Origin of the sequence: Acidovorax sp. (assembly GCF_027492855.1) — a bacterium.
Lineage (GTDB): Bacteria > Pseudomonadota > Gammaproteobacteria > Burkholderiales > Burkholderiaceae_C > Acidovorax.
In genome coordinates this window covers 202,466-222,103 of the sequence record NZ_JAPUDY010000051.1, presented here as the reverse complement: position 1 = coordinate 222,103, position 19,638 = coordinate 202,466, and the positions used below count along the sequence as shown (strand labels likewise).

At 68.4% G+C, this 19,638-nt stretch carries 16 protein-coding genes; 10 read left to right on the top strand and 6 right to left on the bottom strand.

Features of this window, described 5'->3' with window-relative positions; translation table 11 throughout:
* Positions 1-80 precede the first annotated feature (80 nt).
* The gene (locus Q0105_RS10635; protein WP_298211540.1) at positions 81-299 is read left to right on the top strand and encodes a hypothetical protein; all 219 of its coding nucleotides are present in this window, start codon (positions 81-83) and stop codon (positions 297-299) included.
* Between the two features lie 164 nt (positions 300-463).
* Here the strand turns inward: Q0105_RS10635 and Q0105_RS10630 are convergent, their stop codons facing one another.
* Together Q0105_RS10630 and mfd are read right to left on the bottom strand one after the other, a co-directional pair.
* Positions 464-1,138 carry a hypothetical protein gene (locus tag Q0105_RS10630; RefSeq protein ID WP_298211538.1) on the bottom strand — a complete coding sequence of 225 codons (675 nt, stop codon included), beginning with the start codon at positions 1,136-1,138 and terminating at the stop codon, positions 464-466.
* Between the two features lie 78 nt (positions 1,139-1,216).
* A complete protein-coding gene (gene mfd, locus Q0105_RS10625) occupies positions 1,217-4,690 on the bottom strand; it encodes a transcription-repair coupling factor (protein ID WP_298211537.1) in 3,474 nt (1,157 codons plus the stop codon).
* 187 nt (positions 4,691-4,877) lie between these two features.
* Here mfd and Q0105_RS10620 point away from each other — a divergent pair, with 187 nt between their 5' ends.
* Together Q0105_RS10620 and ispF are read left to right on the top strand one after the other, a co-directional pair.
* On the top strand, positions 4,878-5,783 hold the full coding sequence (locus tag Q0105_RS10620) for a 2-C-methyl-D-erythritol 4-phosphate cytidylyltransferase (protein ID WP_124513052.1): 906 nt from the start codon (positions 4,878-4,880) through the stop codon (positions 5,781-5,783).
* 33 nt (positions 5,784-5,816) lie between these two features.
* Positions 5,817-6,296: a 2-C-methyl-D-erythritol 2,4-cyclodiphosphate synthase gene (gene ispF, locus Q0105_RS10615; RefSeq protein WP_124513055.1), complete on the top strand. Its 480-nt coding sequence runs from the start codon at positions 5,817-5,819 to the stop codon at positions 6,294-6,296.
* 4 nt (positions 6,297-6,300) lie between these two features.
* Here ispF and Q0105_RS10610 read toward each other — a convergent pair whose 3' ends face one another.
* Positions 6,301-6,960 carry a pyridoxamine 5'-phosphate oxidase family protein gene (locus tag Q0105_RS10610; protein WP_124513057.1) on the bottom strand — a complete coding sequence of 220 codons (660 nt, stop codon included), beginning with the start codon at positions 6,958-6,960 and terminating at the stop codon, positions 6,301-6,303.
* Positions 6,961-7,067: 107 nt separating this feature from the next.
* Here Q0105_RS10610 and Q0105_RS10605 point away from each other — a divergent pair, with 107 nt between their 5' ends.
* Positions 7,068-8,534 (top strand): PLP-dependent aminotransferase family protein, encoded by a 1,467-nt coding sequence (locus tag Q0105_RS10605; protein WP_298211531.1) that lies wholly within the window; start codon positions 7,068-7,070, stop codon positions 8,532-8,534.
* A gap of 13 nt (positions 8,535-8,547) precedes the next feature.
* On the opposite strand, the gene Q0105_RS10600 is transcribed toward Q0105_RS10605, so the two are convergent.
* Positions 8,548-9,585 carry a LacI family DNA-binding transcriptional regulator gene (locus tag Q0105_RS10600; protein ID WP_298211529.1) on the bottom strand — a complete coding sequence of 346 codons (1,038 nt, stop codon included), beginning with the start codon at positions 9,583-9,585 and terminating at the stop codon, positions 8,548-8,550.
* Between the two features lie 106 nt (positions 9,586-9,691).
* Between Q0105_RS10600 and Q0105_RS10595 the strand changes: the two genes are divergently transcribed.
* On the top strand, positions 9,692-10,453 hold the full coding sequence (locus Q0105_RS10595) for a nitroreductase (RefSeq protein ID WP_298211527.1): 762 nt from the start codon (positions 9,692-9,694) through the stop codon (positions 10,451-10,453).
* Positions 10,454-10,473: 20 nt separating this feature from the next.
* Complete coding sequence (locus tag Q0105_RS10590) at positions 10,474-12,174, top strand: acyl-CoA synthetase (RefSeq protein ID WP_298211525.1); 1,701 nt, start codon at positions 10,474-10,476, stop codon at positions 12,172-12,174.
* Between the two features lie 4 nt (positions 12,175-12,178).
* On the opposite strand, the gene Q0105_RS10585 is transcribed toward Q0105_RS10590, so the two are convergent.
* Positions 12,179-12,865: a Crp/Fnr family transcriptional regulator gene (locus Q0105_RS10585; protein ID WP_298211523.1), complete on the bottom strand. Its 687-nt coding sequence runs from the start codon at positions 12,863-12,865 to the stop codon at positions 12,179-12,181.
* 412 nt (positions 12,866-13,277) lie between these two features.
* Here Q0105_RS10585 and kdgD point away from each other — a divergent pair, with 412 nt between their 5' ends.
* The 3 genes from kdgD to gudD all read left to right on the top strand — a co-directional run bounded on the left by kdgD (position 13,278) and on the right by gudD (position 16,777).
* Positions 13,278-14,189, top strand: a complete 912-nt coding sequence (gene kdgD, locus Q0105_RS10580) for a 5-dehydro-4-deoxyglucarate dehydratase (RefSeq protein WP_298211521.1) — start codon at positions 13,278-13,280, stop codon at positions 14,187-14,189.
* A 101-nt stretch (positions 14,190-14,290) separates the two neighbouring features.
* Positions 14,291-15,271, top strand: coding sequence for a tripartite tricarboxylate transporter substrate binding protein (locus Q0105_RS10575; protein ID WP_298211519.1), 981 nt, complete (start codon positions 14,291-14,293; stop codon positions 15,269-15,271).
* Between the two features lie 156 nt (positions 15,272-15,427).
* Positions 15,428-16,777 (top strand): glucarate dehydratase, encoded by a 1,350-nt coding sequence (gudD, locus tag Q0105_RS10570; RefSeq protein ID WP_298211517.1) that lies wholly within the window; start codon positions 15,428-15,430, stop codon positions 16,775-16,777.
* Positions 16,778-16,869: 92 nt separating this feature from the next.
* Here gudD and Q0105_RS10565 read toward each other — a convergent pair whose 3' ends face one another.
* Entirely contained in the window at positions 16,870-17,406 is a 537-nt protein-coding gene (locus Q0105_RS10565) for a PadR family transcriptional regulator (RefSeq protein ID WP_124510993.1), read from the bottom strand.
* A gap of 158 nt (positions 17,407-17,564) precedes the next feature.
* Here Q0105_RS10565 and Q0105_RS10560 point away from each other — a divergent pair, with 158 nt between their 5' ends.
* A complete protein-coding gene (locus Q0105_RS10560; protein ID WP_298211513.1) occupies positions 17,565-19,628 on the top strand; it encodes an NADPH-dependent 2,4-dienoyl-CoA reductase in 2,064 nt (687 codons plus the stop codon).
* Positions 19,629-19,638: the final 10 nt, after the last annotated feature.

Here is a 19,638-nt window from a genome sequence, read left to right as displayed (position 1 = left end):
CACCAACCCTTTTTTCAGGTAGCCTTGGGCGGTTGGTTGGTTCGCAAGGGCTGGCCCGAGTACCACCAGACGGAACCCTGATGAAGACCATTGATGAGATGCTGAATCTGGATTTGCTGACGAGTGAGCAGCATGTGGAGATCAGCGCATGGATCGCACGTTCGGCCTCGCCTGAAGAGATCCTGCAGATGCCCGCGCCGTTGTGGCAGGCCATCGAGCGTGCCAGCCGGGTGATGGGCATCGACGAGGACCTGTTGCGCCCTGCGGCGCTGGATGCTGGTGATCTGGCGCTGGGCTGAATAAGGGCAGGCGCTGCCGCAGCCCTCTGCACAGCGCTTGCGATCGCCAAGGACTGCGAGCGCATCGCACGCTCCATCGCGCGCGGCGCTGGTCACGCGTTAGATGCACCTCGCCGCTGATTGCTCCTCTTTTGATAGCTGCTTGCGCTTTCTGAACAAGCGCTTCAACCCTTTTTTGAATGCAGGTAGAGGTCGTCTGACCAAGTCGCCAGCCACTCTGGTTTGAACGCCACGAATATGGCGCACAGCATGCCGGTGACCACCGCATCGCCCCAGGCCATCAACCAGCGCGCCACCAGCGAGAGCTGGTCGCCCACGCCCGGCAGCGTGTGGCCGCTCCATTGCGACAGCGTGCCCGCTACGAACAGGCACAGCGCCGAGCCGAGGAAGCCCCGGCCCAGCACATAGACGAAGGCGCGCACGCCAGCCAGCGCCTGTGCGCCCGACAGGCGGCGCAGTGCCACGCCCAGCAACAATGCCAGCGTGGCGGGCACCACGCCCTGCCAGACGGCCATGCCCAGCGCATCCCGCCACCCCAGGCCCGGCGATACCAGTGCGGCGATGGCGCCCACCGCCAGCAGCGTGGGCACGGCCAGCGGCCAGCCCAGCATGAGCAGCACCAGGCAGGCGCCCGACCACTGCAGTTGCAGCGGCATGTGGTGCAGCGTGGGCAGGGCCCAGGCCCAAGGCAGCAGAACCAGGGTGGCGAGCAGCGGCGTCCACAGCGCGGCGGGGGCGCCGTGCGTTTCATGCGCCAAAGGCTGGCGGCTGGCCAGCAGGCGCCAGGGGCGGGCCGCCAATGCAGCAGCAAGGGCGATCAGGGCCAGCGCAGTTTCCATCTAAATACTATGATTTTGATAGCTAGTAGCGCTTGTTGAATAAGCGCTAGTTGCCAATTTGATTCATATTCTGCGGTGCTAGGCCGCCACCGGCTGCCCCAGCGAACGCAGCACATCGCGCACCATCTGTGCGCGGTCTTTGGGCTCTTTCAGCTCGCGTTCGATGCGCAGCTTCTCGTTGCCCGCCAGCTTGATGTGTTTGTTCTTCTGGATCAGCTCGATGATGCGCATCGGGTCGATGGGCGGCTGGGGCTTGAAGGTGATGTTGATCACGCCGGGGGCGGCGTCGACCTTCACCACGCCGTAGGGCTGGCTCAGCACGCGCAGGCGGTGCACGTCGATGAGGGTCTGGGCCTGCGGCGGCAGTTTGCCGAAGCGGTCCACGATCTCTTCGAGCAGGCCGTCGATCTGGTCGGGGTTCTTGGCCGTGGCCAGCTTCTTGTAGAACGACAGGCGCAGGTGCACGTCGCCGCAGTAGTCGTCGGGCAGCAGGGCGGGGGCGTGCAGGTTGATGTCGGTGGTGACCGACAGGGGGCTGAGCAGGTCGGGTTCCTTGCCGGCCTTGAGCGACTTGACGGCTTCGTTGAGCATCTCGTTGTACAGCTGGAAGCCGATCTCCAGCATGTTGCCGCTCTGGTTCTCACCCAGCACCTCGCCCGCGCCGCGGATCTCCAGGTCGTGCATGGCCAGGTAGAAGCCGCTGCCCAGTTCCTCCATCTGCTGGATCGCGTCCAGCCGCTGGGCGGCCTGCTTGGTCAGGCCCTCGATGTCGGGCACCAGCAGGTAGGCGTAGGCCTGGTGGTGGCTGCGGCCCACGCGGCCGCGCAGCTGGTGCAGCTGCGCCAGGCCGAAGCGGTCGGCCCGGCTGATGACGATGGTGTTGGCCGTGGGCACGTCGATCCCGGTCTCGATGATGGTCGAGCACAGCAGGATGTTGTAGCGCTGGGCCACGAAGTCGCGCATCACGCGTTCAAGCTCGCGCTCGGGCATCTGGCCGTGGGCCACGGCGATGCGCGCTTCGGGCAGGATCTCTTCGAGTTTCTGGCGGCGGTTCTCGATGGTCTCCACCTCGTTGTGCAGGAAGTACACCTGCCCGCCGCGCTTGAGTTCGCGCAGCACCGCTTCGCGGATCACGCCGGTGCCCTCGTTGCGCACAAAGGTCTTGATCGCCAGGCGCCGCTGCGGCGCGGTGGCGATGACCGACAGGTCGCGCAGCCCTTCGAGCGCCATGCCCAGCGTGCGCGGGATGGGCGTGGCCGTGAGGGTGAGCACGTCCACCTCGGCGCGCAGGGCCTTCATCTGCTCCTTGTGGCGCACGCCGAAGCGGTGCTCCTCGTCGATGATGAGCAGGCCCAGGTTGTGGAACTTTGTGGATTCGGAGAGCAGCTTGTGCGTGCCGACCACGATGTCCACCGTGCCGTCGCCGATGCCCTTGATGGCCGAGGTGATCTCCTTGCCCGAGCGAAAGCGCGACACCTCGGCCACCTTCACGGGCCACTTGCTGAAGCGGTCCACCAGCGTCTGATAGTGCTGCTCGGCCAGCAGCGTGGTGGGCGCGAGGAAGGCCACCTGCTTGCCCCCCGTGACGGCCACGAAGGCCGCGCGCAGGGCGACCTCGGTCTTGCCGAAACCCACGTCGCCGCAAACCAGGCGGTCCATGGGGCGGGGGCTGATCATGTCCTGGATCACCGCATGGATGGCGGCGTTCTGGTCGGCCGTTTCGTCAAAGCCGAAGTCGTTGGCAAAGGTCTCGTAGTCTTGCGGGCTGTAGCGGAAGGCATGGCCTTCGCGCGCCGCACGCCGGGCATAGATGTTGAGCAGCTCGGCCGCGCTGTCGCGCACCTGCTCGGCGGCCTTGCGCTTGGCCTTTTCCCACTGGCCGCTGCCCAGCTTGTGCAGCGGCGCCTCGTCGGCGCTCACGCCGGTGTAGCGGCTGATGAGCTGCAGCTGGCTCACCGGCACATAGAGCACGGCCTTGTCGGCGTACTCCAGGTGCAGAAACTCCTGCATGGCGGGCGTGCCGTCGGGGTTCTTGTTGCCCACGTCCATGTTGACCAGGCCGCGGTAGCGGCCGATGCCGTGGGCGCTGTGCACCACGGGGTCGCCTACGTTGAGCTCGGCCAGGTCCTTGATCAGGGCCTCGACGTCGCTCACCTGCTCCTGCTTCTTGCGCCGGCGTGTGGTGGGGCCGGCGGCGAAGAGTTCGGTCTCGGTCACGAAGTCGATGCCGTCCTCGATCCAGCTGAAGCCCACCGTCAGGCCGGCGGTGGCGATGCCCACCTTCTCGTCGGCCGTGCCCTGGAACTCGGCCAGCGAGTCGAAGGCCGGTGGGTTCACCCCGCTGGCGCGCAGAAAGTCGAGCAGGCTCTCGCGCCGGCCATCGCTCTCGGCCAGCAGCAGCACGCGGTGCTGCGTGTTGCGGATGTGGGCGTGCAGCCGGGCCAGCGGGTCCTCGGCCCCGCGCACCACCGACAGGTCGCCGAGCTTGTGGAAGTGCGGGTTGTCATCCACGTCCTCCACGCCGGGGCGGATGGACAGCTGGGCATGCTCCTTGGCGCGTGTGTAGAACTGGTCGGCCGAGAGGAACAGCGACTCGGGCGGCAGGGCCGGGCGCTCGGGGTCGCCCTGCACCAGGCGAAAGCGGTCTTTGGTGTCCTGCCAGAAGCGCTGGAAGGCAGGCTCCAGGTCGCCGTGCAGCACCACCGTGGCTTCGCCGCCCAGGTAGTCGAACACGGTGGCCGTGTCGTCGAAGAACAGTGGCAGGTAGTACTCGATGCCGGCCGTGGCCACGCCGTTGCCCATGTCCTTGTAGATGCGGCTCTTGGTCGGGTCGCCCTCCAGCATTTCGCGCCAGCGGCTGCGGAACTTGGCACGCGCGTCGTCGTCCATCGGGAACTCGCGCCCGGGCAGCAGGCGCACCTCGGGCACGGGGTACAGGCTGCGCTGGCTGTCGGGGTCGAAGGTGCGGATGCTGTCGATCTCGTTGTCGAACAGGTCCACCCGGAAGGGCACCAGCGAACCCATCGGGAACAGGTCGATCAGCCCGCCGCGCACGGCGTACTCGCCAGGGCTCACCACCTGCGACACGTGGCTGTAGCCGGCCAGCGTGAGCTGGGCCTTGAACTTCGCCTCGTCGAGCTTTTGCTTGACCTTGAAATGGAAGGTGTAGCCGGCCAGGAAGGACGGCGGCGCCAGCCGGTACAGCGCCGTGGTAGCAGGCACCAGCACCACGTCGGCGCCGGTGTCCTTGTCCTTCTGGCTGATGCGCCACAGCGTGGCCAGGCGCTCGCTGATCAGGTCCTGGTGCGGCGAGAAGGTGTCGTAGGGCAGCGTCTCCCAGTCGGGGAACAGGGCGCAGCGCAAGCTGGGCGCAAAAAACGCCATTTCCTCGATGAGGCGCTGCGCATCGGTGGCGTCGGCCGTGACGATGGCAGTGGTGCGGCCGGCGGCCTTGTCACGTTCGGCCAGGCGGGCCAGCAGCAGCGAATCGGCGCTGCCCACGGGGCGGGGCAGGGTGAAGCGTTTTCCGGGGGAGAGTTTGGGCAGTTCCATGCGGATGGAGTCGGTCGTCGGGGCCACCGCATCCCCAGGGGCGCGGAGCGCGCACGGGCTGGATCGGGGGCAACGGGGCATTTTAGTGATCCACGGCGAGGCGTGTTGCATGCCGCCCCCCGGCGGCCGGTGCCAAGCCAGGCACCAGCTCGCCGCGCAAGGTGCATCCTCCTAAAATGGGCCCCCCATGACCATCGACCCGCTGCTGCAACCCTCGCTCGCCGCTCCCCATGCGCCCATGTCCGTGCCGGGGCGCCTGTGGGCGCTGGTGCCCTGTGCGGGCGTGGGTTCGCGGGCCGTGGCCGCGCCGCCTGCGGCACCCGCAGGCAGCACGGTGTCGGCCTTTGGCGCGTTGGCCGGTGCGGCGGGTGAGCCCGCGCCACCGCCCCTGCCCAAGCAATACCACCTGGTCGCGGGCCACCCCATGGTCATGCACACGCTGGCTGCATTTGCCGGCGTGGCCCGGCTCGCAGGCACGCTGGTGGCCGTGGCGCCGGGGGACCACTTCCTGGAGGCCCACGCCCATCCCTCGTTTTTTGTGGCCCCATGTGGCGGCCCCACGCGCGCGGCCACGGTGCAGGGCGGGATCAAAACCCTGCTGGAGCACGGCGCTGACCGCGACGACTGGGTGCTGGTGCACGATGCCGCGCGCTGCCTGGTCACGGCCGAGCAGATCGACCGGCTCATCGACGCTTGTGTGCACGATTCCGTGGGCGGCCTGCTGGCCCACCAGCTGGCCGATACGCTCAAGACCTCCATCGACGGCCCGGGCGGCGTGCGCGTGGCCTCCACCGTGGACCGCAGCAACAAATGGCTGGCGCAGACGCCGCAGATGTTCCGCATCGGCCCGCTGCAGGACGCGCTGGCCAAGGTGGGCACCAATGTGACCGACGAGGCCAGCGCCATGGAGGCCATGGGCCTGCACCCGCGCCTGGTGCCCGGCGGTGCGCAGAACTTCAAGGTGACCTACCCCGACGACTTCGCGCTGGCCGAGGCCGTGCTGGCCCAGCGCGGCTATGGCACCACGCTGGCCCGTTTTGGCGGCGAGCGTGGGCATGGCGCCAGCGAGACGGGGCGCAAGACGATTTTCTAATCCGCCCCGGACGGGAGCGAGGCAAAGGAACACATGAATTTCAGAATCGGGGAAGGGTGGGATGTGCATGCCCTCGTGCCGGGGCGCCCGCTGGTGATCGGCGGCGTTCACATTCCCCACACCATGGGCCTGCTGGGCCACTCGGATGCCGACGTGCTGCTGCACGCGATCACCGACGCGATCCTGGGTGCGGCTGGGTTGGGCGACATTGGCCGGCATTTCCCCGACACCGACGCCCAGTTCCGAGGGGCCGATTCGGCCGTGCTGCTGGCCGAGGCCGCGCGCCGCGTGCGCGCTGCGGGCTACACCATTGGCAATGTGGACAGCACCGTGGTGGCCCAGGCCCCGCGCCTGGCTGCGCACATCCCTGGCATGCGCGAGTGCATCGCCAGGGCGCTCGAAGTGGAGCCCGACCAGGTCAATGTGAAGGCCAAGACAGCCGAGCGCCTGGGCCCCGTGGGCCAGGGCCTGGCCATGGAAGCGCGGGCGGCCGCGCTGATCTACAAGGCCTGAGCCTTCAGGCGGTCTGCGCAGCCCAGGCCGCCACATAGCCCGGCGTGGCCACCGCGTTCAGCGGGTCGGCCACGGGCGCGCCGCGCACCTGCACCAGCGGCAGCACGCCGGCCCACACCGGGTGCAACATGTCCTCGGCATCGTCCACCGGCGGGCCGCTGCGCACCTTGCAGGCGGCTTCATCGAGGGCGATGCGCAGCACCGTGGTGGCCGCGAACTCCTTGTCATTGCCCGCGCGGATCTCGGTCTGGCGGCCCACGGCCAGGTGGTCCATCAAGGCCGCGAGCGAGGCGTGCTTGTCGGCCACGGGCTCGAAACGGCCATACACCATGGCTGAGCGGTAGTTCATCGAATGGTTGAAGGCCGAGCGCGCCAGCACCAGGCCATCCAGGTGGGTGATGGTCACGCAGGCCTCAATGCCCTGGCCCAGCCACTTAATCAGGCGCCCGCCGTTGGAGCCATGGATGTACAGGTGCTCGCCCTCGCGCCAGCAGGCCGTGGGGATGCAGTGCGTGCCCTTGTCGTCGGCAAAGGCCACGTGGCACAGGTAGGCCGCGTCGATGATGGCGTGCAGCGTGGCGCGGTCGTAGCGGGCGTTCTCGGCCGCGCGGCGGATGCGGGTGCGGTCGGTCGGGGGCAGGGGGGCGGAAGAGGTGTCGTTCACGGGTCGTGGTTCCGGTTGGGAAGTTGCTGAGGGAGCGAAATGTAGGACCTGCGTGGTGCCAGAATAAGACCCACGGCACCATTATTTTTTAGGGCCACAGAAACACCATGGAATTCCAGTTGCTGTTCACGGCCTTCCAGGCGCAACCGGCGCACGCCCGCTGGCCGCAGCAGCGCCAGCTGCACGAGTGCCTGCGCCAGGGCATACGCAGCGGCACCCTGGCCAGCGGTGCACGCCTGCCCGCCAGCCGCGCGTTGGCCGCGGAGCTGGGCGTGGCGCGCAACAGCGTGCTGTATGCCTACGAGCAGCTGGCGAGCGAGGGCTTCATCCTCGCCAGCCGGCGCGGCAGCGTGGTGGCACCGCTGGCCGGGCGGCTGGTGGCCGCCGTGCCCCGGCCAGAGGCACCCGCACCGCGTGCCAGCCTGTCGCGGCGCGCGCAGAACATGCCGGCGCTGCCGGGCTCCGAGACCTCGGCCGCGTTCGCGCCGGGCGTGCCGGCGCTGGGCGAGTTCCCGGTGCTGCGCTGGCGGCGGATGTTGGACAAAGCCTGGGCTACGCTCAAGCCCGCAGAGCTCAACTACGCCGACCCGGCGGGTGAGCCCGCGCTGCGCGAGGCCATTGCCGGCCACCTGCGCGTGGCGCGCGGCGCGCTGGTGGACGCCGCGCAGGTCTTCATCACCGACGGCACGCAAGGCAGCCTGGACCTGTGTGCCCGCGCCTTTGCCGACGCGGGCGACAAGGTGTGGATGGAGAACCCGGGCTACCAGGGCGCGGTGGCGGCCTTTCGCGCCGCGCAGCTCAAGGCGGTGGGCATCGTGGTGGACGGCGAGGGCATGGCACCGGCCGCCAGCGACTGGCTGCGCCAGCGGCCCCGGCTGATCTACACCACCCCCTCGCACCAGTACCCGGTGGGCAGCGTGATGAGCCTGGCGCGGCGCCTGGCGCTGATCGACGGCGCGCGCCAGGCCGGCGCGCTGGTGATCGAGGACGACTACGACAGCGAGTTCCGCCACGACGGCCCGCCGCTGGCCTGCATGCAGGGCCTCGCGCCCGATGCGCCCGTGGTCTACCTGGGCACCTTCAGCAAGACGCTGTTCCCGGGCCTGCGCATCGGGTTCATGGTGGTGCCCACGGCCCTGGCGCCCGCGCTGGCCCTGCTGCTGGACCGCGCCGCGCCGCGCGGGCGCACGGCCGACCAGCGGGCGCTGGCGGAGTTCATCGTGAGCGGCCAGTTTGCGCTGCACCTGCGGCGCATGCGCCGCCTGTACCGCCAGCGGCGCGATGCGCTGGTGGCCGCGCTGGCCCGGCACCTGGGCGATGTAGCCACGGTACACGGCGGCACGGCCGGCATGCACCTGGCCCTGCGCCTGCACGATGGCCGCGTGGACGACGTGGCGCTGAGCGCGCGCCTCATGGCGCGGCACGGCATCATGGCGCCGGCCCTGAGCCTGCACGCCGTGGGCCTGCGCGCGCAGCCCTGGCGTGGCTTTCTGTTGGGCTATGCGCAGGTGCCGGTGCAGGCCATGGAGCCGCTGGTGAAGAAGCTGGCGGGTGTGGTGCGGGGCGGGGTGTAGCGCCTGCGCGCTGCTACGTGCTTTCCCGTTCAATGACCGAGAAACCGATGTCCACCACGGGCGCGGCCACGGCCTTGCCGTCGGCGCGGTCGGCGATCCACTGGGCTGCCGTCTGCCCCATGCGGGTGCCGTCGATGCGCACGGTGGACAGGCTGGGGCTCACGGTCTGCGCGAAGTCGATGTCGCCAAAGCCCATCACCGCCAGCTGCTGCGGCACGGCGATGCCCCGCACGCGCGCCTCGGTCAGCACGCCCAGGGCGAGCATGTCCGAGCTGCAGAACACGGCGTCGATGTCGGGCGTGTCGGCCAGCAGGGCCGCCAGCCCCTCGCGGCCGTCGGCGTGGGTGGTGGGCGATTTGCCCAGTCGCACGGTGGGTGCGCGCAGGCCCAGGCGCTGCGCCGCCGCCGCAAAGCCCTGCGCGCGCCGAGCGGCGCGTTCGTCGCCACCGCTGAGCAGGGCCAGCCGGCGCCGGCCCCGGGCGTGCAGGTGCTCGCACACCGCCGCGCCCAGCGCTTCGTGCCGCAGGCCGACCAGCATGTCGATGGGGGTGTCGGTGAAGTCCCAGGTCTCCACAATGGGGATGCCCGATGCTGCGAGCAGGCGCCGCCCCTCGGGGGAGTGCATGATGCCGGTGACCACGATGCCATCGGGCCGCCGGCCCACGATGGCGCGCAGCAGCTCGTCCTCGCGCGAGTGTGCATAGCCCACCTGGCCCACCATCACCTGAAAGCCGCGCAGCTCCAGCGCATCGGTAAGCGCCTGCACCATCTCGCCGAACAAGGGCCCTGTGAGGGTGGGCACCAGCGCCGTGACCACATGGCTGCGCGCCGAGCGCAGGCCGCCCGCCACGAGGTTGGGCACATAGCCCATGGCGGAGACGGCTTCCTGCACGCGCACCCGCGTGCGCTCGGACACCTGCTGCGGCGTGTGGATTGCGCGTGAGACGGTGATCATCGACACCCCCGCGCGCTCGGCCACCTCGCGCAGCGTGACCACGGGGCGGTCGCGCGTGGCGGTAAATGGGGGGGCGGGGGGCGGGGCAGCAGGCATGCGGGGAGTCTATAAGAACAGGTTCTCAGACCTGGGCGCCGGGTGAATCCCGCCAAATGTCTTTGCATCGACAGTCACAAGCGGCATCCCTGCCTAGCATGCCGCCATGACCTGTTCACCGACTTTTCCATCGCCCTCTGCACACTCCGTGCCGCGGGATTCGACCGCACCCGTTCCCGCTCCTGCGCTCAAACGGGCTGTGGACTGGGCCATTGTCTCGCGGCGCAGCATCCGCGCCTTTTTGCCCACGCCGGTGGGGCTGGGGGAGGTGCATGCGATCCTCGACGTGGCGCGCCATGCGGCCTCGGGCATGAACACCCAGCCCTGGCGCGTGCATGTGCTCACGGGCAGTGCCAAGGAGCGGCTGAGCGCCGCCATCGCCGCCGTGGACAACGATGGGGATGCGGCCGGGACCCTCACCGAGCCCTACCACTATTACCCGCTCGACTGGGTGTCGCCTTATGTGGACCGGCGCCGCAAGGTGGGCTGGGACCTGTATGGCCTGCTCGGCATCGCCAAAGGCGACAAGGCGCGCATGCACGCGCAGCACGGGCGCAACTACCGCTTCTTTGATGCGCCCGTGGGGCTGATCTTCACGGTGAGCCGTGCCCTGCAGGCCGGCAGCCTGCTCGACTACGGCATGTTCCTGCAGAGCCTGATGGTGGCGGCCCGCGCGCGTGGGCTCGACACCTGCCCGCAGGTGGCGTTCACCAAATTCCACCAGGTCATCCATGCCGAACTGGGCATCCCCGACACCGAGATGGTGGTCTGCGGCATGGGCCTGGGCCATGCCAACCCCGCCTGCATCGAGAACACGCTGGTGACGGAACGCGAGAGCGTTGGGTCGTTCACCACCTTCCACGCGTAAACACCACAGGAGACAACCACATGCAAGCCACCACAACGCCCGGAGTGCCCCGCAACCCCTACCAGCAGGGCCTGGAACGCACCCCCGCCAACCACCTGCCGCTCACGCCGCTGGGCTTTCTGGACCGCAGCGCGCAGGTGCACCCGCAGGGCATTGCCGTCGTGCATGGCGGCGGCACGCAGAGCTGGGCGCAGACGCGCGAGCGCGCCTACCGCCTGGCCAGCGCGCTGGCCAGGCGCGGAGTGCAGCGCGGCGACACGGTGGCCATCCTCGCGCCGAACACGCCCGCGATGCTGGAGGCGCACCTGGGCATCCCCCTCTGCGGTGCGGTCATCAACGCCATCAACTGCCGGCTCGACGCCGAGGCCATCGGCTTCATCCTGCGCCACGGCGAGGCGCGTGTGCTGCTGGTGGACAGCGAGTTCGCGGCGCTGGCGGCCCAGGCCGTCGCCAGCCTGGCGCAGCCGCCGCTGGTGATCGCCATCCACGATGCGGGCCTGCCCGCGCAGCCGGCCTTCGGCGCACTTGATTACGAGGCCCTGCTGGCCGAGGGCGACCCGGCCTTCGAAGGCCTGTGGCCCGAAGACGAGTGGGACCCCATCGCGCTGAACTACACCTCGGGCACCACGGGCGACCCCAAGGGCGTGGTGCCCAGCCACCGTGGCGCTTACCTCATGAGCCTGCTGCAGATGACCGACTGGGCGATGCCGCGCAACCCTGTGTACCTGTGGACGCTGCCCATGTTCCACGCCAACGGCTGGTGCTTCACCTGGGCTGTCACGGCGGCGGCGGGCACGCATGTGTGCCTGCGCAAGGTCACGGCCAAGGCCATCTTCGAGGCGATTGCCGCGCACGGGGTGGACCATTTCTGCGCCGCGCCCACGGTGCTGGCCATGCTGGCCAATGCACCGGCGCACGAGCGCATCGCGCTGCCGCGCCCGGTGCGCGTGCTCACGGCCGGCTCGCCGCCCCCCGCAGCCATCCTGCAGGCGATTGCCGCGATGGGCTTCGATGTGGACCATGTGTACGGCATCACCGAAGTCTCGGGCACGCCCGTGAGCTGCGTTCGCCAGCCCGGCTGGGCGGCCTTGCCCGAGGCCGGGCGTGCCCAGCTGCAGGCGCGCCAGGGCGTGCGCGCTGCGGCGCTGGAGCACCTGCAAGTGCTCAACCCCGACACGCTGCAGCCCGTGCCGGCCGATGGGGTGACGGCTGGGGAGATCATGCTGCGCGGCAACACGGTGATGAAGGGCTACCTCAAGAACCCCGGCGCCACGGCCAAGGCCTTTGCCGGCGGCTGGTTCCACACCGGCGACATCGCGGTGCTGCACCCCGATGGCTATGTGCAGATCACCGACCGCTCCAAGGACGTCATCATCTCGGGCGGCGAGAACATCTCCTCGGTGGAGGTGGAAGACGTGCTGCACCGCCACCCCGCCGTGCTGCTGGCCGCCGTGGTGGCCCAGCCCGACGAACGCTGGGGCGAGGTGCCTTGCGCCTTCGTGGAGCTCAAGCCCGATGCGGTGGGCAGCGTGAGCGCCGAGGATCTGATCGACTTCTGCCGTGCCCACCTGGCGCGCTTCAAGTGTCCGCGCCAGGTCGTCTTCGACATGCTGCCGCGCACGGCCACGGGCAAGATCCAGAAGTTTCGCCTGCGCGAGATCGCGGGCAGCCGCGAGGCCATCACAAAGCTGGCGCAGTTGCCGGCAGAGTCTGCAGGCTGAGTGTTCAGCCTTCTCGCGCGATGGCCTGCAATACCTTCAGGTCGATCACCTCGATCGACCCATAGCCCAGGCGGATCGCGCCCCGGTCCTGCAGTTCCTGCAGCGCCCGGTTGGCCACCTGGCGCGACACGCCCGACAGGCGCCCCAGTTCCTCTTGCGACAGCGTGATGCGCCGCGCGGTGTTGGGGAACAGCGCATCGTTGAACAGCCCCGACAGGCTGTGCGCCACCTGCGCCGTGGTGTCGCCCAGCCGGTCGGTCTGCACCAGCGCCACATAGTGCGCCAGGCGTGCGTTGAGCTGCCCGATCAGCCACAGCGCAAACGGATGGCTCTCGTGCAGCAGCCGCAGAAAGTCGCTGCGCGGCAGCAGGGCCACCACGCTGTCCGTCAGCGCCGTCACGGCATAGGGCCGGGGCTCGTCCTTGAGCACCGATCCCTCGCCGAACCAGGCACCCGAGGGCACGCCCGCAAAGGTGCTGATGCGGCCTTCTTCGGTGATGTTGTCGAGCTTCAGCATTCCCTCCATCACCCCGGCCCAGTGGGCCGTCGGCGTGCCACGTGCAAATACCGCGCTGCCAGCGGGGAAGCTGCGGACCGTGATCGCCTTGCGCATGCGCGCAGCCTCCTCATCGGTCAGGCAAGAGGTCCACGACGATTGGGCGAGGAAGAGGTCCAGTGAGGCGGTGGTCATTGTCATTGGTGTTCGTGCAGGAAGACGGCCGCCTGGATTTTGTAAGAGATCGGGGAGTGCGCCAATGGGGCAAAGTCTACGCACGAGGTGGCTGTGGTGGTGTGCGGCCTCGGTGTTTTGGGCGTACTCACCACACGCTCATCAAGGCATGTGGGCGCGTCGAAATTCAGGCCGCGCGGCAAAAGCCATCCCGCTGTTGCGGTGCCCGGTCCATTGTTCGCCTCCTGTGTCCAAGGCGGAGCCATGGCGAGCGCGGCGCTTCGGCCAACGGTGGTTTTGAAAGTCTTTGTCGGGCACTCAAGCAGCTGCCAAAAAATACTCAATGTTTAGGGTTTGCCCTATGTTGTACGACAATGACAACGTTAACATTCAGGCATTGACATCGCATCACCACGAATTGACCACGGACACCATGACCCCCCAAGACCTCAAAACCATCATGGGCTCCGGCCTGCTGTCCTTTCCCATCACGGACTTCGACGAACAGGGTGAATTCCGCCCCAGCACCTACATCGAGCGCCTGGAGTGGCTGGCCCCCTATGGCGCCAGCGCCCTGTTTGCCGCCGGCGGCACGGGCGAGTATTTCTCGCTCTCCGGCCCGGAATACAGCCAGGTCATCAAAACCGCCGTGGACACCTGCCGTGGCAAGGTGCCCATCATTGCCGGCGCCGGTGGCCCCACCCGCACCGCCATTGCCCATGCGCAAGAGGCTGAGCGCCTGGGGGCCCATGGCATCCTGCTCTTGCCCCATTACCTGACCGAAGCCGGCCAGGAGGGCCTGATCGCCCATGTCGAGCAGGTCTGCAAGAGCGTGAAGTTCGGTGTGATCGTCTACAACCGCGACCGCACCAAGCTGACCCCCGATTCGCTGGCCATCCTGGCCGAGCGCTGCCCCAACCTGATCGGCTTCAAGGACGGGGTGGGCAACATCGAGGTCATGTCTTCCATCTACATGAAGATGGGCGACCGTTTCTCGTACCTGGGCGGGCTGCCCACGGCCGAGGTCTATGCCGCCGCCTACAAGGCGCTGGGCACGCCGGTGTATTCGTCTGCGGTGTTCAACTTCATCCCCAGGACGGCGATGGAGTTCTACCAGGCCGTGGCGGCGGACGACATGGCCACGCAGCACCGCCTGCTCAAGGAGTTTTTCATGCCTTATCTGGCCATCCGCAACCGGGTGGAGGGCTATGGCGTCTCCATCATCAAGGCGGGCGCACGCATCGTGGGCCACGACGGCGGGCCGGTGCGCGCGCCGCTCACGGACCTCAAGCCCCGTGAGATGGAAGAGCTCAAGGCGCTGATCGACAAGCTCGGGCCGCAGTAAGTAGCAAGCGCCACGCGGCCATACACCCCACACCACCCCGTTGAACGAGGCCCCGCAAGAGGGCCATCGACCCCCAACGTCACCTTTCGGAGACAACCACCATGTTCCTCAAGAAACTGCTGCTCGTTGCCAGCGCCTGCAGCCTGGCCTTCGCCGCATCGGCCCAGACGGGCACGCCCGCCGCCTGGCCTGAAAAGCCCGTCACCATCATCGTGCCGTTCCCGGCCGGTGGTTCCACTGACATGGTGGCCCGCGCCATGGCCCTGCACATGGGCGAGAAACTGGGCCAGAACTTCGTGGTGGACAACCGCCCCGGTGCCACGGGCACGCTGGGGGCCGGCATGGTCAAGCGTGCGCCGGCCGACGGCTACACGCTGCTGGTGTCCTCGCTGGGCGCCTTCGTCGTGGCGCCGCACCTGCTCAAGAGCGTGCCGTATGACGCGCTCAAGGACTTCGACTACATCACCGTGCCCGTGCAGGCGCCCAACGTGCTGGTGGCCGCCCCCGGCCAGAAGGCACGCACCGTGAAAGAGGTGATCGCCCAGCTCAAGGCCAACCCCGGCAAGGTGAGCTTTGCCAGCTCGGGCAACGGCTCGTCCGACCACCTCTCGGCCGAAGTGTTCTGGCAGCAAAGCGGTACCGAAGGCCTGCACATCCCCTACAAGGGCGGCGCACCGGCCATCAACGACCTGCTGGGCGGGCAGGTGGAGTTCTCTTTCCAGAACGTGAACGCCGTGCTGCAGCACATCCGCGCCGGCAAGCTGCATGCGATTGCCGTCACCGGTGACAAGCGCAGCCCGGTGCTGCCCGACGTGCCCACGCTGGCTGAATCCGGTGTGGCCGGGGCCGAGGTCTATTCCTGGCAGGGCATGGCCGCACCCAAGGGGCTGCCAGCCGCGCTCAAGAAGAAGCTCTCGGACGCCGCCGTCGCCGCCATGAACGACCCCGCCGTGAAGAAGCGCATGCTCGACCAGGGCCTGGAGATCGTGGCGAGCACGCCCGAAGCCTTCACCGCGTACCAGGCGCGCGAATTTGCGCGCTGGAAGACGGTGATTGAGACGCGAAAAATCACCGCTGATTGAGAGCGACTCAAAAACCTCTCCTGGCGTTGTTGCTCCGTCTTGTCGTGCTACTCGCACTGCCTGCGACGTAGCGCCTAGCTAGGACCGCTTCGCTGAGGTTTGTGAGCCGCTGTGAGACGAAAGACCGGGGCGCATGTGCCCCAAAGCCAAACCACCATGACCACCTCTACCCCTTCTACCAGCAGCACCCCCGTCATCACCGAGTTGCGCGTGGTGCCCGTGGCGGGTCACGACAGCATGCTCATGAACCTGAGCGGTGCGCACGGCCCCTTCTTCACGCGCAACCTGATCATCCTGCGCGACAGCGCGGGCAACACCGGGGTGGGCGAGGTGCCTGGCGGCGAGAAGATCCGCCAGACCATCGAGGACGCACGCCCGCTGATCGTGGGCCGGCCCATCGGCCATCACAATGCCGTGCTCAACGCCATGCGCGCCCAGTTCGCCGACCGCGATGCGGGCGGGCGCGGCCTGCAGACCTTCGATCTGCGCATCACCATCCACGCCGTGACGGCGGTGGAATCGGCCTTCCTGGACCTGCTGGGCCAGCACCTGGGTGTGCCGGTGGCCGCACTGCTGGGCGACGGCGTGCAGCGCGAATCGGTACAGATGCTGGGCTACCTGTTCTACGTGGGCGACCGCGCAAAGACCGACCTGGCCTACCGCACCGAGCCCGGTGCCGACAACGACTGGTTCCGCCTGCGCAACGAGAAGGCCATGTCGGCCGATGGCATCGTGCGCCTGGCCGAGGCGGCGTACGAGCGCTACGGCTTTGCCGACTTCAAGCTCAAGGGCGGCGTGCTGCGCGGCGAGGAAGAGGTCGAGGCCATCCGCGCGCTGCATGCGCGCTTCCCTGAAGCGCGCGTGACGCTGGACCCCAACGGCGGCTGGCTGCTGAAAGATGCCATCCGCATCACGCGCGACCTGCACGGCGTGATGGCCTATGCCGAGGACCCCTGCGGTGCCGAGGGCGTGTTCTCGGGCCGCGAGGTGATGGCCGAGTTCCGCCGCGCCACGGGCCTGCCCACCGCCACCAACATGGTGGCCACCGACTGGCGCGAAATGGCGCACAGCCTGGCCCTGCAGTCGGTGGACATTCCACTGGCCGACCCGCACTTCTGGACCATGGCCGGATCGGTGCGCGTGGCGCAGATGTGCCAGGCCTTCGGCCTGACCTGGGGCTCGCACTCCAACAACCACTTCGACGTATCGCTGGCCATGTTCACCCACGTGGGCGCGGCCGCCCCCGGCCGCGTCACGGCGATCGACACGCACTGGATTTGGCAGGACGGCGAGCGGCTGACGAAGGAGCCGTTCCAGATCCAAAACGGCTTCATCGAGTTGCCCAAGAAGCCCGGCCTGGGCGTGGAGCTGGACATGGACGCCGTGGAGCGCGCCCACCAGCTGTACCTGCAGCATGGCCTGGGCGCCCGCGACGACGCGATTGCCATGCAGTACCTGATCCCGGGGTGGAAGTTCAACAACAAGGCGCCGTGTATGGTGCGCTGAGCGACGGTTTTCCTGTCCGTTGATCGCATTCATCGGGGCATCCGCACACAGGGCGCGGATGCCCTTTTCTTTTGGGGGTGAGCCTGGCGAGTTCAGGCGGGGGGATCGCCCAGGATCTCCAACGCCTCTTTCGAGATCGCCAGCGACAGCTCCTCCTGCAGGATGCCGGCCTTGAGCACCAGGTGCTGCAGGCGGCGCTCGCGGCTCAGTTCGCGGCCCAGGAAGTCGCGTTGCTCGATGCGCTGGTAGACGGCGAGTTTCTCCTGGTGCATGGCCTGGCGGCGGGCGATTTCCTTTTCGAGCCCGGTGGGGCCGATGGCGGCGTCGGCGCGCAGGCGCACCATGAGTTCGTCGCGCAGGGGCGTGGGGTCCTGCTGCTCGGCGATCCAGCGGCGCAGCTCCTTGCGGCCTGCGGGCAACAGGCGGAACTGGCGCTTGCGGCCCCGGCCCGTCTCGGCCGGCAGGGCCTCGATCCAGCCCGCCTCCTCCAGCCGCGCCAGCTCGCGGTAGATCTGCTGGTGCGTGGCGTGCCAGAAGTAGCCGATGGACTTGTCGAAGCGCTCGGCGAGTTCCGAGCCTGAGCAGGGGTGTTCGACCAGGGCGGTGAGAAGGGCGTGGGGCAGGGACATCGGACGAAAGATGCAGTCAGGCAGGCAACCAGGAATTCGGAACACCCGATCTTGCCTGAATCGGGGCACGCTTTCATTGTTTTTGCAACCAGTTGCATAAACGCGGTGGCGCGGCTATATTTGTGCAACTGGTTGCATAAACGTTAAGGAGACCCCCGATGAATGCTGTCCTGAAAACTGCCCCGGTGCCGCTGACCCGCGGCAGCCCCTACCCGCACCTGCATGCCCCGTTGGACCTGGGCTTCACCACCCTGAAGAACCGTGTGCTCATGGGCTCCATGCACGTGGGGCTGGAGGAGGTGGCCAACGGCTTCGAGCGCATGGCGGCCTTCTATGCCGAGCGGGCGCGCGGCGAGGTGGGGCTCATCGTCACGGGCGGCATTGCGCCCAACGAACGCGGCCGGCCCATGCAGGGCGGGGCCATGATGGTCAACGAGCACGAGGCCGAGCAGCACCGCAAGGTGACGCAGGCCGTGCATGCCGAGGGCGGCAAGATCGCCATGCAGATCCTGCACTTTGGCCGCTATGCCTACCACCGCGACCTGGTGGCCCCGAGCGCGCTGCGCGCGCCCATCAACCCCCACGTGCCGCATGCGCTCACGGCCGACGAGGTGGAGCAGACCATCGAGGACTTCGCACGCTGCGCCGCGCTGGCCCAGCATGCGGGCTACGACGGTGTAGAGGTCATGGGCTCTGAGGGCTATCTGATCAACGAGTTCATTGCCGCGCGCAGCAACCAGCGCGACGACGCCTGGGGCGGCAGCTATGCCAACCGCATGCGCTTTCCGGTCGAGATCGTGCGGCGCACGCGCCAGCGCGTGGGCCCGAACTTCATCATCATCTACCGCCTGTCCATGCTCGACCTGGTGGAGGGCGGCTCCACGCTGGCCGAGGTGATCGAGCTCGCCCGGGCCATTGAGGCGGCGGGCGCCACCATCCTCAACACCGGCATCGGCTGGCACGAGGCGCGCATCCCCACCATCGCCACCAAGGTGCCACGCGCGGCGTATGCCTGGGTGACGAAGCAGGTGATGGGCCAAGTGGGCATACCGCTCATCACATCCAACCGCATCAACACGCCCGAGGTGGCCGAGCGCCTGCTGGCCGAGGGCTGTGCCGACATGGTCTCGATGGCGCGGCCTCTCCTGGCCGACGCCGACTTCGTGCGCAAGGCGCGCCAGGGCCGGGCCGACGAGATCAACACCTGCATCGCCTGCAACCAGGCCTGCCTGGACCATACCTTCGGCGGCAAGATCACCAGCTGCCTGGTCAACCCGCGCGCCTGCCACGAGACGGAGCTGGTCATCGCGCCCGCGGCGGCGAAGAAGCGCATCGCCGTGGTCGGTGCCGGCCCTGCGGGCCTGAGCTTTGCCGTCACGGCGGCGCAGCGCGGCCATGCGGTGGTGCTGTTTGATGCGGGCAGCGAGATCGGCGGCCAGCTCAACGTCGCCAAGCAGGTGCCGGGCAAGGAGGAGTTCTACGAGACCCTGCGCTACTACCGCCGCCAGATCGAACTGCATGGCGTGGAGGTGCGCCTGAACACCCGCGTGGACGCGAGCGAGCTGGCGGGCCAGGGCTATGACGAGGTGGTGGTGGCCACGGGCATCCGGCCGCGCACGCCCGACATCGAGGGCATCACCCACCCCAAGGTGCTGAGCTACCTGGACGTGCTGCGCGACAAGCAGCCCGTGGGCCAGCGCGTGGCGGTGATCGGCGCGGGCGGCATCGGCTTCGACGTGGGCGAGTACCTCACGCACGAAGGCGAGAGCGGGGCCCTGGCACCCACCAAGTTCAACGACGAATGGGGCATCGACACCGGCTATGCCCAGGCTGGCGGCCTGCGCGCCGCGCAGGTGGAGGCGCCTGCGCGCCAGGTGCACCTGCTGCAGCGCAAGGCCAGCAAGGTGGGCGACCAGCTGGGCAAGACCACCGGCTGGATCCACCGCACATCGCTGAAGGCGCGCAACGTGGGCATGAGCTCGGGCGTGGCCTACCAGCGCGTGGACGACGCCGGCCTGCACATCACCATCGACGGCCAGCCGCGCGTGCTCGATGTCGACCACATCGTCGTCTGCGCCGGCCAGGAGCCGTTGCGCGCACTGTACGACGCGCTCGTGGCTGCGGGCCAGAGCGCGCACCTCATCGGCGGCGCCGACGTGGCCGCCGAGCTCGATGCCAAGCGCGCCATCCTGCAGGGCACGACGCTCGCAGCCCGCATCTGATTTCTTTCAA